Consider the following 13,253-nt stretch of genomic DNA (forward strand, 5'->3'; position numbering starts at 1 on the left):
GCGCCGAGGCGCCACTCCGTACCCGGACGTCCGAAGATTACGCCTCGTGCACACCTGCGCGCCGCCCGATCTGCTGTCAGCAGATACCCCTGTGATCGAGGCCGTCGGTCGTCGTACGGTCGCGGCATGACTCAAGCGCTGGTGATCGGGGCGACCGGGCAGATCGGGCGGGCGGCGGTGCGCGCCCTCGCGGAGGACGGCTGGGAGGTTACGGCGGCGTCGCGGGGCGCGACCCGTGACGCAGCGTGGCCGGACTCGGTGCGTGCGGCCCGCCTGGACCGCGAGGACGACGCGGCGCTCACGGCCCTGGTCGGGGACGGCGTGGACGTCGTGGTGGACATGGTGGCGTACGGCCGGGGCCATGCCCGACAGTTGACGGGCCTGGCGGACCGCATCGGCTCGGCGGTGGTGGTGTCGAGCGCGGCGGTCTACGAGGACGAGCGGGGCCGCAGCTTCCTCACGCAGTCCGAGCCGGACGGCTTCCCGCACTATCCGATGCCCGTGCCGGAGTCGTGCGGGCGGATCGCGCCGGGCGAGGAGTACGGCGGGCGCAAGGTGGCCCTGGAGGACGAACTCCGCGCCGCAGCCGAGCAGTTGCCGACGACGGTGCTGCGCGCGGGCGCGGTGTACGGGCCGCACTGCCGGACGCCGCGCGAGCTGTACTTCGTCAAGCGCGCCCTGGACGGCCGCCGCCGCAGAGTCCTGGCGTACGACGGGACGAGCCGGTTCCAGCCGGTGAGCGTGCACAACATCGCGGAGCTGATCCGGCTGGCGGCGAAAGCGCCGGGGGCGCGAGTGCTCAACGCCGGGGACTCCGAGGCGCCCACGGTCGCGGAGATCGGCGCGATGGTCGACACGCTGCTGGGCGTGGAGACGGAGACGGTACTGGTCCCGGGTGCGCCGCCGAGCCCCGAGGTGGGGAGCACACCGTGGTCGCTGCCGCATCCGATGGTGCTCGACATGTCCGCGGCGCAGGCCGAGTTGGGCTACAGACCGGTGACGCGCTACGCCGATGCGCTGCCGGAGACGGTGGAGTGGCTGCGCCGCCGGCTGGCGGACGCGCCGGGCGGTGACTGGCGGGCGGCGTTCCCGGCGATGGCCGCGGCGTACGACCCGATGGGCGACCTGTTCGACTACGCGGCGGAGGACGCGTGGCTCGCGCAGCGCAGCGAGGAATGACCGAGGACGAGTGACCGGTCTGGGGGGGGGGACCATGTGTCAACTGACGGAAGGGTGGGCGGAGTTGCCTCCGCCCACCCCTCGGCGCCGAACCGCCGTTCCCCGTGAGGGGTTACGGCTTGGGCGTGGCGTGCGGCTCGCACGTCACGTCGCGGCTGTCGGTCTTGCCGGAGAGCAGGTAGGTGTCGACCCGCTCGTTGATGCAGGGGTTGACCAGGTTGGTCACACCGTGCGAACCGGCGTTCTTCTCGGTGATCAGCCGGGAGCCGGCGAGCCGCTTGTGCAGCTCGACACCGCCCTCGTACGGCGTCGCCGCGTCCCGCTCGGCCTGCACGATGAGGACCGGCGGCAGACCCTTGCCGGACTTGACCTCGACGGGAGTCTGCTGCTTCACGCCCCAGGTGGCGCACGGCAGGTTCATCCAGGCGTTGGCCCAGGTCATGAACGGGTGGTCCTTGTGGAGCTCCGTGTTGTCGCGGTCCCAGGTCGCCCAGTCCGTGGGCCACTGGGCGTCCGCGCACTCCACGGCCGTGTAGACGGCGTTGCCGTTCTCCGCGGCGATGTTGCCCGCCGTGTCGGAGAGGTCCGGGCCCGCGGCGTCGACGAGGGCCTGCTCGTCACCGGCGAGGTACTTGCTCCACACCTCGGCGGTGGGCACCCAGGCGGAGTCGTAGTACGGCGCGCCCTGGAAGAAGCCGATGAGCTCCGCCGGGCCGACGACGCCGCCGATGGGCTCCTTCTTGGCCTTGGCGCGCAGCTTCAGCCACTGCTCCTCGACCTTCTCGGGGGTGTCGCCGATGTGGAAGGTGGCGTCGTTCTTCGCGACCCACTCCTTCCAGTCGTCCCAGCGCATCTGGAAGGCGACGTCCTGGTCCAGGTTGGCCTGGTACCAGATCTTCTCCCGGGAGGGGTTCACGACACTGTCGACGAGCATGCGCCGCACATGGTCGGGGAACAGCGTGGCGTAGACCGCGCCGAGGTACGTGCCGTACGACACCCCAAGGAAGTTGAGCTTCCGGTCGCCGAGCGCGGCGCGGATCACGTCCAGGTCGCGGGCGGTGTTGGGGGTGGTCATGTGCGGCAGCATCTCGCCGCTGCGCTCCTTGCAGCCGTCCGCGTACTCGGCGGCGAGCTTGCGCTGCGCGAGCTTGTCGGCCTCGGAGTCCGGCACCGGGTCGAGCTTCGGCGCCTTCACGAACTCCTGCGGGTCGATGCAGGAGATGGGCGCCGAGTGGCCGACGCCGCGCGGGTCGAAGCCCACGAAGTCGTAGGCCTTGGCGGTCTTCTGCCACAGCGGGGACTTGTTGACGATGCGCAGCGGGAAGCGCATGCCGGAGCCGCCGGGTCCGCCCGGGTTGTAGACCAGGGAGCCCTGTCGCTCGTCCGCGGTGCCGGTGCTCTTCGCCCGGTCCACGGCCAGCTTGATCTGCTTCCCGTTCGGCTTGGAGTAGTCGAGCGGGACGCTGACCCAGCCGCACTGGACGGGCTTCGCGAGCCCCCAGTCCGCCGGGCAGTCCTTCCAGTCGATCCCCGTCTTGGCCGCGCGCGCCGCCGCCAGGGCCACGCCCCGTTCCTCGGACACGATGCGCGGACCGCTGTCGGCGTTGGCCGCCGGCGCCGCCATCGCGCCGGCTATGAGGGTGCCCGCGATCAGAGTGCCGGCCGAGCCGAGCACTGCTGTGCGTCTCAAGTGGTACCTCCCCCAGAATCGTTGTGGTCGTTACGAGTTCTCCGGGGGATCTTTGCGCCTGGGGGGTACCTGACAACAGATCGGACAGATGTTCTTTGCCAATCCGATAACCGGTGGCCGGTTTTTGCTCAGCGGTCGGTCAGGGACGTGGTGTTCGACACCACGGCGTTCCGGACCACGGCGTTCTGGTCTACGGCTTTCCGGACTACGGCGTTCCGGACCGTGGCGCTCCGGACCACGGCGTTCCGGACCGTGGTGCTCCGGACCACGGCGTTCCGGACTGTGGTGTTCGGGAACCGGGCAGGGAGTCCGGGCGGGGGAAGCTCACCACGCCACCGACTCCAGCGCCTGGTCCAGCACCCTCCGCAGCCGCAACGCATCGGGCGCCACCGCCGTCACGAGAAGCCCGGGTCCGGCCAGCGGGGTCAGCGCGGCCAGCTCGCCGAGCATCTGCGGCCGCACGGGCGAGTCCGCCAACTCCGGTCGTACGACGACGAGTTGACCGAGCGCCCGATGGCCGTCGAGGGCGGCCGGCCCATCCCAGCCGCCCGGGGCGCCGGGCCCGCAGGCCAGGTCCTGGTCGAGCAGCACCCGCCCCTCGCAGCGCACCGTCAGCCTGCTGGTGAGCGTCCCCGGCCGCTCGCCCGCCCGCCCGAGCACCTGCTCCTCACGCAGCAACAACCGTGCCCCCGCGGCCACCTCGGCCCTCGTCGTCACCCGCAGCTCACTGCCGTACGCCGAGATCAGCTGCTCGGGAAGCCAGCGCAACTCGGCGCCCTCCTCGACGTGAAGGCGCACGTCGTAGTGGGCGGGTCGCCCGGACTGGCCAGGGAGGGCGATCGTGGCGGCCGTCGAGGTCACGTCGAGGCGCGCCGCCGGGCCGGCCTCGGCGGTGACGGTCAGCCGGTCGCCGCCGAGCGGGGCACTCATCGCGCCGACGAGGGCGACACGCGCCTCCTGCCCGGCGCTGCGGATCCGCCGTACGGCGAGCGGCCCTTCGCCCTCAAGAACCGGGAGCCTCACGGCCCCGCGCCCGTCCGCCTCAGCACGGATCCGCGCGGCGGCGCGCAGACCGCCGGCCTCCGGCAAGGCCTCCTGTGCGCGGGCCGGGTCGACCGGACGAAGGCCCGCACCCTCAGGCGGGCTCCCCGCACCGGAGCCCCCGGCATGCTCGGGCGCAGCCAGGCCCCCGAGCACGGGCACACCCCCCCCGACCGGTGCCGACTCCCCCGCCAGGACGCTCACGCGGCGGTCCAGGCGGCGAGTCGGGCGCGCACCCAGGCGGCGACCTCGGACACGCCCTCGTCGGAGCGCAACGACTGGAAGACGACCGGCAGTTCGGCCCGCTGCTCCTTCGCGTCCCGGGCCATGCGCTGCAGATCGGAGCCGACGTACGGGGCCAGGTCGGTCTTGTTGACCACGAGCAGGTCGGCCGTGGTCACGCCCGGCCCGCCCTTGCGGGGGATGTCGTCGCCGCCCGCCACGTCGATGACGAACAGCTGGGCGTCGACCAGACCGCGGGAGAACGTCGCGGTGAGGTTGTCGCCGCCGGACTCGACGAGCACCAGGTCCAGCGGCCCGACCTCGTCCTCCAGATCCTCGACGGCCTCCAGGTTGGCGGAGATGTCGTCGCGGATGGCGGTGTGCGGGCAGGCCCCGGTCTCGACGGCCGCGATCCGCTCCGGCGGCAGCACGGCCTCGCGCAGCAGGAACGCGGCGTCCTCGCGGGTGTAGATGTCGTTGGTGACGACGGCCAGGGACAGCTCGTCGCGCAGCGCCCGGCAGAGCGCGGCCACGGTCGCCGTCTTCCCGGAACCGACCGGTCCGCCGAGCCCGATCCGCAGGGCACGCCGCCGCCCGTCGGGCCGTACGGCATCGGCGCTGACGGCAGCGGGACCGTCGGACGTGTGGGAGTGGTCGAGATGCATGGCGTGCTCCAGAGGTGGGGCCGAACACAGAAAGGGGAGGAAGGGAAGGTGCTACGACGCGAACAGCCGTACCGGCCACGCCGCGTGGGCCTCGGCGCCGATGTCGAGCAGCGGCGCCGAAGCCGCGGGCAGGGCATCCGTGCCCTCGCCCGGGACGCGCTGCGCGGCCGAACCGGCGCATGCCGCAACCCGGTCGAGCTCGGGCGCGAGCCGGGCCAGCACACCCGTCGCGTCGAACGGGTCGAGGCTCAACAGCCGTACGACGGCGGTGGCGGGCCCGCTCACCGACTCGTACGCGGCGACATGCGCCGCGTCTTCCGGCCCGAGCCCGGCCGAGCGCGCGGCGAGCCCGAGCACCACGGGCTGGTGCGCGCCCTTCGGACGCTCGGCGGCCAGCGCGTCGAGCTCGGCCGACGGCCAGGTGGCGCGGGCCGCCCGCATCATCTGGCGGCCCAACTTCCGTGCGGCGACACGCAGAGCGGCCGACGGGGTGCGGGCGTCCGCGGCCTCGTCGAGCAGCAGCGGATCGACGCCGAGCGCGGCCGCCGCGGCCAGGGCGGCGGCCACGAGACCGGCGGTGTGCAGACGGCCGCGGCAGAACTGTTCCAGCCCGGCCGCGTCCGTGATCCGGCCGGCGGCGACGGCGGCCTCGGCCCCGCCGGAATGCGCGTGTCCGCCGGCGGGAAAGCGGCCGTCGGCCAGGACCAGCAAGGTTGCTCTGCTCATGTGGGGCGGCTCCTCGGCGGCGCTCAGAAGAGGAAGTACCGCTGGGCCATGGGCAGTTCCACGGCCGGCGCGGCCTCGATCAGCTCGCCGTCGACGGTGACGGCGAAGCTGTCCGGGTCGACATGGACGCGCGGCATCGCATCGTTCTCCCGCATGTCGGCCTTGGTGACGCCGCGCGTGCTCGCGATGGGCGCGAACTCCTTGCGGACGCCGAGGCCGTCGAGTCGTTCGGGCAGTCCGTCGTCGAGGGCGGACTGCGTGACGAAGTTCAGCGAGTTCCCCGCGGGCGCCGAGCCGAGCGCGCCGAACATCCGCCGTGGAAGGACCGGTTGGGGCGTCGGGATGGAGGCGTTGGCGTCGCCCATCTGCGCGTACGCGATCTGCCCGCCCTTCAGCACGAGCAGCGGCTTGACGCCGAAGAACGCCGGGTCCCACAGGACGAGGTCGGCGAGCTTGCCGCTCTCCACGGAGCCGATCTCGTGGTCGAGGCCCTGGGCGACGGCCGGATTGATCGTGTACTTGGCGACGTACCTGCGTACGCGACGGTTGTCCGCGCGGACGTCGCCCGGCAGGAAGCCGCGGCGCCGCTTCATCACGTGCGCGGTCTGCCAGGTGCGCAGGACGACCTCGCCGATGCGGCCCATCGCCTGCGAGTCGGACGAGATGATCGAGATGGCGCCCAGGTCGTGCAGCACGTCCTCGGCGGCGATCGTCGACGGCCGGATCCGGGACTCGGCGAAGGCCAGGTCCTCGGGGACGGCCGGGTTGAGGTGGTGGCAGACCATCAGCATGTCGAGGTGCTCCTCGACGGTGTTGACGGTGTGCGGCCGGGTCGGATTCGTGGAGCTGGGCAGCACGTTCGGCTCGGACACCACGGTGATGATGTCCGGCGCGTGCCCGCCGCCCGCACCCTCGGTGTGGTACGCGTGGATGGAGCGCCCGGCGATCGCGGCGAGGGTGTCGGCGACGAAACCAGCCTCGTTCAACGTGTCGGTGTGGATGGCGAGTTGGGCGCCGGACGCCTCGCACACGTTCAGGCAGGCGTCGATCACGGCCGGGGTCGCGCCCCAGTCCTCGTGGATCTTGAACCCGAGTGCGCCGCCGCGGAGTTGGGCGTGCATGGCGTCGGCGGACATGGTGTTGCCCTTGCCGAGCAGGCCGATGTTGAGCGGCGTCGAGTCGAGCGCGGCGAACATCCGGCCCAAATGCCAGGAGCCGGGCGTGATCGTCGTGGCCTTGCTGCCCTCGGCGGGACCGGTGCCGCCGCCGACGAGGGTGGTGATGCCGCCGGCGAGCGCGGTGTCGAAGAGGGTCGGCGAGATGAAGTGGACGTGCGCGTCGATGGCCCCGGCGGTGACGATCCGCCCGTTGCCCGCGATGACCTCGGTCTCCGGGCCGATGACGAGATCCGGGTGCACCCCGTCCATCGTGTCCGGGTTGCCGGCCTTGCCGATGCCGGTGATCCGGCCGTCCCGGATGCCGATGTCGGCCTTGACGATGCCCCAGTGGTCGACGATCACGGCGCCGGTGATCACCGTGTCCGGCGTGCCCTCGGCCCGGGTCGCGCAGGACTGGCCCATGGACTCGCGGATCACCTTGCCGCCGCCGAACACGGCCTCGTCGCCGGAGCGTCCGGGCCCGCCGCTGCGGTCCTCCTCGATCTCGATCAGCAGGTCGGTGTCGGCGAGCCGGATCCGGTCACCGGTCGTCGGGCCGAACAGATCGGCGTACGCGGCGCGGGTCAGTTCAGCCATCGAGGGCACCTCCGGTCTCCCCGCGCAGGCCGGGTACGCGACGCAGCCCGGCGAGGGGTACGAGTTCGACGTCGACGGGGATGCCGGGTTCGAAGCGGACGGCGGTGCCCGCGGCGATGCCGAGGCGCAGCCCCCGCGCCGCGGAACGGTCGAAGTCCAGGCCCGGGTTGGCCTCGGCGAAGTGGTAGTGGGAGCCGACCTGGACGGGCCGGTCGGCGGTGTTGAGCACGGTGAGGCGGGTGACGGGACGGCCCTCGTTGAGCAGAACGGGCTCGTCGGCGTACAGGATCTCGCCGGGCACGAGCGGCCGGGCGGGCGCGTCCGGAGCTGCGGAGGAAACCGCGGAAACGGAAGAGGTGGGGGAAGGAGAAGCGGACATCGGCTGGGCTGCTCCCCCGTCAGGCGATCGGCTCGTGGACGGTGACGAGCTTCGTCCCGTCGGGGAACGTCGCCTCGACCTGCACGTCGTGCAGCATCTCGGGGATGCCCTCCATCACGTCGTCGCGGCTCAGCAACTTCCGGCCGGACGACATGAGTTCGGTGACGGTACGGCCGTCGCGGGCGCCTTCGAGGACGTGCGACGTGATGAGGGCGACCGCCTCCGGATGGTTGAGGCGCAGCCCGCGTGCCCTTCGCTTCTCGGCCACGTCCGCGGCCACGTGGATGAGCAGTCGCTCCTGTTCGTGCGGGGTCAGTTGCACGCGTGCACCTCACAGTCCGTCAGGGTCCGCCTGCGTGCGGGCAGGCGTGACCGGCATCGTCCGGGCCGAGGAGGCTGCAGCGGCGCAGGCCTCCGCCAGGACGCAGGCGGAGACTAGTTGCCTGCAACATCTTGTTGACTCGGGCTTGAGCGTCCCGCCGGAAGACATTGCACGCTAATGCCGAAGTTTTTCCTGCGCGTTAACTGATCTTGGGCACTGCCTAACCTGAGACAGGTCTACGGACCAGGCCGGCCTACAAAGCGGCCAGGCGTACGGGACAGCCAGGCGTACGCGACAGCCAGCTGCACGGGCCAGGCAGCCGCATGGGACCGCCAGACCTACGGAACAGCCAGCCCTACGGCACGTCCATCCGCATGAGCGCCCGCAGCCCGCTCTCCAACTGCTCGACCTTCGCGTCCCCGAACAGCGCCTGCTGGGCGATGAACCCCTGCGCCATGGCCATCATCGTGCGCGCGACGGCGTCCGCCTCGACGTCCTTCGGCAGCAGCCCCGCCTCGCAGTAGGCGTCGACCAGCTTGGCCCAGGCGGCCCGCATGTCGACGAAGCCCTGCTGCAGCGGCGCCGCGAGCCGCTCGTTGCGCAGCGTCTCCGCCCACACCTGGATGACCAGACGCGGGAACTCGATGCTGCCGCCGCCGACCCGCCCGTTGAGGACCGTGTCCAGGACGTGCGCGAGCAACTTGTCCGGCAGCGGCGGCGGGTCCTGCTTCGCGGCGTCCTCGAAAGCGCCCCTTATCGTCCCGAAGGCCTCGCCGACGATCGCGGCGATCAGCTCTTCCTTGCCGCTGAAGTACCGGTACACGGCCCCCGCGGAGAGTCCCGCCTCGCGCAGCACGTCCTGCATCGACGTGGCGTGGAATCCGTTGCGCGTGAAGCAGCGGATGGCGCCGTCGATGATCTGCCGGCGGCGGGCGTCTAGGTGTTCCTGGGATACGCGAGCCATGCGCTCAAGCTAAAACGAATATTCATTCTTGACAAGAAACGGAGGCGGCGGGACAGTGGCCACACGACGTAAAACGAACGATCATTCTCTATGCGAGAGGCGTCCGCCATGTCCGCCACCCTCACCCCCGGCACGACGTCCACAGCGGCCCCGAGCCCGGCCCCCGGTCCCACGAGGCGACTGATCGCGGTCCTCGTTCTCGTACCGGCCGTCGTCGCGCTCGCCCTGTGGGCCTTCGCCTGGCCCGCCGCCCGCACCGCTCCGCGCGACCTGCCGATCGCGGTCGCGGGAGCCCCCGCCGCGGTGGCGGGCATCGAGCAGCAACTGGAGCGCAAGGAGGGGGCGTTCGACGTCCATCGGTATGACGACGAGGCGGCGGCGCGCTCCGCGATCGAGGACCGGGACGTGTACGGGGCGATCGTCGCCACCGAGCGCGGGCCGAAGCTGCTGACCGCGTCGGCCGCGAGCCCCGTGGTCGCGCAACTGCTGCAGCAGGCGGCCACGGCCCAGGCCCCGGAGGGCGCCCCGCTGCAGGTCGACGACGTGGTGGCGGCCCCGCCCGGGGACCCGCGCGGGGCGGCGCTCGGCGCGAGTGTGCTGCCGATGGCCCTGGCGGGGGTCGCGGCCGGCGCGGTCGTGACGCTGCTGGGTCTGCGGGGCGTACGGGCGGTGCTCGCTCTGGTCGGCGCCGCCGCGCTGGTCGGCATCGTGGCGGCCGCGCTGACGCACAGCTGGCTGGGTGCGTTGACGGGCGACTGGTGGACGGAGGCCGGGGTGCTGGCCCTGACGAATCTGGCGGTGAGCGCCGCGGTGGCGGGACTTGCCGCGGTCCTGGGCCGGGCCGGTCTGACGCTCGGCGCCCTGGCGGTGGTCCTGATCGGCAACCCGTTCTCCGGTGTCGGCTCGGCGCCCGAGCTGCTGCCGGAGCCCGCGGGCGCGCTCGGCCAGTGGCTGCCGCCTGGTGCGGGCGGCACGCTGGTGCGCTCGGTGTCGTTCTTCGACGGGGCGCAGGCGGCGGCGCCGGCTCTGACGCTCTCGGTCTGGGCGGGCGTGGGCCTGCTCCTGGTGCTGCTCGGCGCGCTGCTGGGCCGCGGGAGGAGCGAGCCGCGCGCCGACTGACCCCACGACGACGCCGACTGGCCTCACGACGACAAGCCGCCGTCACAGAACGACCGCGTGCCCCCGCTGTAGCGGACGGGGGCACGCGGTCTTTTGCGTACGACCTCCGCGTACGCCTCTTCGCCTGCGCCCTTCCGCGTACGACGGGCTAGGACGCTGTCGGCCCGCGGTGCTCCGCTGCGATGCCGAACCGCTGGCGTTCGCCCGGAGCGGACGGCGTCGCCGAGCCGAGGGACGAGACCGAGCTGATCACCTGCTCCTCCGCCGCCGCCTCGGAGACCGCTGTCAGCTCCTCCAAGCGGCGCAGGTCGTCCGCCGAGACCAGGGCCACGAGCGGCTTGCCGTGCCGGGTGACGACCACGCGCTCGCCGCCGTACACCACGCGGTTGATCAGGTCGGCGAGCTCAGCGCGGGCTTGCGTCACCGGAATCTCGTAGGCCATGACCCCATCATAACGTCACGTACGTCCTGTACATTTTTTACAGAGCGTTCCGCTCCGCGAGGGAGCACCAGGAGCACGAGGGAGTCCGTCATGCACCGAACGAACCGTCCGTACGCACGCCATGTCCTGCCGGAGTTCACCGAGCGCACGAGCGCGGGGACGCGCACGCAGGACCCGTACTCGAAGCTGCTCGAAGAGCGGATCGTCTTCCTCGGCACACCCATCGACGACACGGCGGCGAACGATGTGATGGCCCAGTTCATGTATCTGGAGCACAGCGCTCCCGACCAGGACATCTCGCTCTACATCAATTCGCCGGGCGGCTCGTTCAGCGCCATGACGGCCGTCTACGACACGGTGCGGTACGTCAGTTGTGACGTGGAGACCGTCTGCATGGGCCAGGCCGCGTCGGCCGCGGCCGTGCTGCTGGCGGCCGGGACGCCGGGGAAGCGCTCGATGCTGCCCGGCGCCCGAATCCTCATCCACCAGCCGGAGTTCACCGAGCCGATCCACGGCCAGACCAGCGACCTGGCGATCCAGGCGGACGAACTCCAGCGCACCAGGGCCCTCTTGGAGGAGATGCTCGCCCGGCACTCGGGCCGCAGCCGCGAGCAGATCTCCGCGGACATCGAGCGGGACACGATCCTCGACGCCACGCAGGCGAAGGAGTACGGACTGGTGGACCGGATCATCGACAGCCGCCGCTCCACCCTCCTCGCGCCGGGCGGGGAGTGAGGGCCGGGATGCTGCCGCCGGAGTTGCCGGAGCTGCCCGCCCTGACGCGCGCCGAGGGCGAGTTGATCGACCGCTACCTCGAAGTCGTCGACCTGGTCGGCCGGATCAACCCGGCGCGGGCGCAGCACACATACGGAGGACTGCGCGCCGCCCAGGCCCTGGTCGCCAAAGCCACCGCGCTGCGGGACGCGTTGACGCTGATGCACCAGCGCGGCGAGACCGAGGTGCACGCCGCCACGCTGGCCCGAGCCCTGCGCATCCTGGACGGCGAGCGAAGAGCGGAACGCGTCACAGTGCCGCCGCAGTCCGCGAGTTGACGTGGCGTCGACGCGCGGGTCGTCCGTTCGGCCTCACGGCACTACCAGTTGGGCTCGCACGGATGGCCTAGGCACCGATCTCGCCTACGCACCCGCCCAGTTGCGAACCCGGAAGGGCAGGTGCGGCGCGATGATCTCTTCCGCTGCTGGTACGAGCCTCAAGGCCCTTGATCACTCGATCGGCGAAAATCCCTGACCAACCCAAATAGTGCAAATGTGACGAGAGTCACATGACACGGATTCTGCTCGAATCTGCACGGTTTTGACGTGGTGTGTGCGTGAGGATCCCTGCGACGACAAGCCCCCGCCGCAGCGGCGGGGCGGTCCGGGCGGACGCCGAGTCCTGCCGCCGCCCGGATGCCAGGTCGACGACGGTGGACCGGCAGGAGTGGAGGACCCGAGCACGACGGGGCACCAGGCCGAACTCCACGGCCCGGGACCCCTTGGGGTGAAGCCGCGGCGCACGCCGCGGCCGGGCATTCTTCGTTGGCCCGAATCCGACAGGTCATCCTTCACAGGCGGCTGACGAAGGGTTGCGCATGACCGCGCGAATTCGGATCCCCTCCCTGCTCTCCCGAGCCGGGACCGCATCGGCCCTCACGCTCGCCGCGGTGGGCGGTACCGCACTCACTCCCGGAGCCGTCACCGAGGCCGAGGCCGCCTCGGTGTCGGCGCGGGCCCTGCAGGTCGCGGCGGCCAAGAAGGGCTCCCCCTACCGCTGGGGCGCCACCGGGCCACGCCGCTTCGACTGCTCCGGGCTGACCCTCTACTCCTTCAAGAAGGCCGGCAAGAAGCTGCCGCGCACGGCGGCCCAGCAGTTCAACCGCACCCGCCGCGTCGCCGCGGACCGCCGTGAACGCGGCGACCTCGTCTTCTTCCACTCCGGCCGCAGCGTCTACCACGTCGGTATCTACGCCGGGAAGGGCCGCATCTGGCACGCCCCGAAGACGGGCGACGTGGTGCGCCTGCAGAAGATCTGGACGAGCAGCGTCTCGTACGGGCGCGTGCACTAGCCCCGAGCGCGCACCGGCGGGAACCTCCCCCGGTACGCGCACCCCGTGGCCTCCCACACCCAGCGGCCTCGCCCCCCTCCCGCGACCTCCCGGCCTCAAAACGCCCTGGCCGGGGTGCATTCCCAGGGATGCGCCCCGGCAGCCGGGATACTCGTCCGCCATGGCCGATGAATCCAGGGACGACTCCCGTAACGAGACGCTGTTCGAGCGGGCCGACCGCAACTTCGGTGAGCTGCTGCAGGAGTTGCGGGTCACGCAGACCGGCGTGCAGATCCTCTTCGCGTTCCTGCTGACCCTCGCGTTCACGCCCCGCTTCCCCTCGCTCGACTCCGTGCAGCGGGGCACGTACGTCGCGACGCTGCTGCTCGCCGTCACCGCGGCCGCGCTCTTCACCGCCCCGGCCGCCGTGCACCGCGTGCTGTTCCAGAAGCACGCCAAGCCGCAGATCGTGCAGGTCTCCTCACGGCTCGCGGCGATCGGCATGGCGGTGCTCGTGCTCGCGCTGACGGGCTCGGTGCTGCTCGTCGTGGACGTCGTGGCGGGGCGTACGGTCGGGGTGATCTGCGCCGTGGGGACGTTCGTGCTGTGCGTCGGGCTGTGGGGCGTGCTGCCGCGGATGATCAACACCGGGGGCGCACGCCGACAACGCGAGGACGAGACCCCGCCGAAGTAGCAGGAAGCACAG

General features: G+C 71.8%; 15 protein-coding genes. 6 read left to right on the top strand and 9 right to left on the bottom strand.

Annotated features, from left to right (window positions below; genetic code table 11):
* Positions 1-126 precede the first annotated feature (126 nt).
* Entirely contained in the window at positions 127-1,179 is a 1,053-nt protein-coding gene (locus tag ACIDOF_RS23330; protein ID WP_409007988.1) for an NAD-dependent epimerase/dehydratase family protein, read from the top strand.
* A 112-nt stretch (positions 1,180-1,291) separates the two neighbouring features.
* On the opposite strand, the gene ACIDOF_RS23335 is transcribed toward ACIDOF_RS23330, so the two are convergent.
* The 8 genes from ACIDOF_RS23335 to ACIDOF_RS23370 all read right to left on the bottom strand — a co-directional run bounded on the left by ACIDOF_RS23335 (position 1,292) and on the right by ACIDOF_RS23370 (position 8,942).
* On the bottom strand, positions 1,292-2,869 hold the full coding sequence (locus tag ACIDOF_RS23335; RefSeq protein WP_409007989.1) for an alpha/beta hydrolase: 1,578 nt from the start codon (positions 2,867-2,869) through the stop codon (positions 1,292-1,294).
* Between the two features lie 324 nt (positions 2,870-3,193).
* Positions 3,194-3,892: an urease accessory protein UreD gene (locus ACIDOF_RS23340; protein ID WP_409007990.1), complete on the bottom strand. Its 699-nt coding sequence runs from the start codon at positions 3,890-3,892 to the stop codon at positions 3,194-3,196.
* A 218-nt stretch (positions 3,893-4,110) separates the two neighbouring features.
* Positions 4,111-4,797 carry an urease accessory protein UreG gene (ureG, locus tag ACIDOF_RS23345; RefSeq protein ID WP_409007991.1) on the bottom strand — a complete coding sequence of 229 codons (687 nt, stop codon included), beginning with the start codon at positions 4,795-4,797 and terminating at the stop codon, positions 4,111-4,113.
* Positions 4,798-4,848: 51 nt separating this feature from the next.
* Positions 4,849-5,523 (bottom strand): urease accessory protein UreF, encoded by a 675-nt coding sequence (locus ACIDOF_RS23350; RefSeq protein ID WP_409007992.1) that lies wholly within the window; start codon positions 5,521-5,523, stop codon positions 4,849-4,851.
* Positions 5,524-5,546: 23 nt separating this feature from the next.
* A complete protein-coding gene (locus ACIDOF_RS23355; RefSeq protein ID WP_409007994.1) occupies positions 5,547-7,277 on the bottom strand; it encodes an urease subunit alpha in 1,731 nt (576 codons plus the stop codon).
* Entirely contained in the window at positions 7,270-7,656 is a 387-nt protein-coding gene (locus ACIDOF_RS23360) for an urease subunit beta (protein ID WP_409007995.1), read from the bottom strand. The genes ACIDOF_RS23355 and ACIDOF_RS23360 overlap by 8 nt, the downstream gene beginning before the upstream one ends.
* 19 nt (positions 7,657-7,675) lie before the next feature.
* Positions 7,676-7,978 (bottom strand): urease subunit gamma, encoded by a 303-nt coding sequence (locus ACIDOF_RS23365; RefSeq protein ID WP_409007996.1) that lies wholly within the window; start codon positions 7,976-7,978, stop codon positions 7,676-7,678.
* 355 nt (positions 7,979-8,333) lie between these two features.
* Positions 8,334-8,942: a TetR/AcrR family transcriptional regulator gene (locus ACIDOF_RS23370; protein WP_409007997.1), complete on the bottom strand. Its 609-nt coding sequence runs from the start codon at positions 8,940-8,942 to the stop codon at positions 8,334-8,336.
* A gap of 108 nt (positions 8,943-9,050) precedes the next feature.
* On the opposite strand from ACIDOF_RS23370, the gene ACIDOF_RS23375 reads away from it, so the two are divergent.
* Positions 9,051-10,061 carry an ABC transporter permease gene (locus ACIDOF_RS23375; protein WP_409007998.1) on the top strand — a complete coding sequence of 337 codons (1,011 nt, stop codon included), beginning with the start codon at positions 9,051-9,053 and terminating at the stop codon, positions 10,059-10,061.
* Between the two features lie 148 nt (positions 10,062-10,209).
* Here the strand turns inward: ACIDOF_RS23375 and ACIDOF_RS23380 are convergent, their stop codons facing one another.
* Positions 10,210-10,503 carry a type II toxin-antitoxin system Phd/YefM family antitoxin gene (locus ACIDOF_RS23380; protein WP_409007999.1) on the bottom strand — a complete coding sequence of 98 codons (294 nt, stop codon included), beginning with the start codon at positions 10,501-10,503 and terminating at the stop codon, positions 10,210-10,212.
* Between the two features lie 90 nt (positions 10,504-10,593).
* On the opposite strand from ACIDOF_RS23380, the gene ACIDOF_RS23385 reads away from it, so the two are divergent.
* The 4 genes from ACIDOF_RS23385 to ACIDOF_RS23400 all read left to right on the top strand — a co-directional run bounded on the left by ACIDOF_RS23385 (position 10,594) and on the right by ACIDOF_RS23400 (position 13,241).
* Complete coding sequence (locus ACIDOF_RS23385) at positions 10,594-11,238, top strand: ATP-dependent Clp protease proteolytic subunit (RefSeq protein WP_409008000.1); 645 nt, start codon at positions 10,594-10,596, stop codon at positions 11,236-11,238.
* Positions 11,239-11,246: 8 nt separating this feature from the next.
* Positions 11,247-11,555 (top strand): hypothetical protein, encoded by a 309-nt coding sequence (locus ACIDOF_RS23390; protein ID WP_409008001.1) that lies wholly within the window; start codon positions 11,247-11,249, stop codon positions 11,553-11,555.
* A 539-nt stretch (positions 11,556-12,094) separates the two neighbouring features.
* On the top strand, positions 12,095-12,568 hold the full coding sequence (locus ACIDOF_RS23395; protein WP_409008002.1) for a C40 family peptidase: 474 nt from the start codon (positions 12,095-12,097) through the stop codon (positions 12,566-12,568).
* A gap of 160 nt (positions 12,569-12,728) precedes the next feature.
* Complete coding sequence (locus ACIDOF_RS23400; protein WP_409008003.1) at positions 12,729-13,241, top strand: DUF6328 family protein; 513 nt, start codon at positions 12,729-12,731, stop codon at positions 13,239-13,241.
* The last annotated feature ends 12 nt before the right edge of the window (positions 13,242-13,253 follow it).

It is taken from the genome of Streptomyces sp. Da 82-17 (genome assembly GCF_046098215.1).
Taxonomy (GTDB): domain Bacteria; phylum Actinomycetota; class Actinomycetes; order Streptomycetales; family Streptomycetaceae; genus Streptomyces.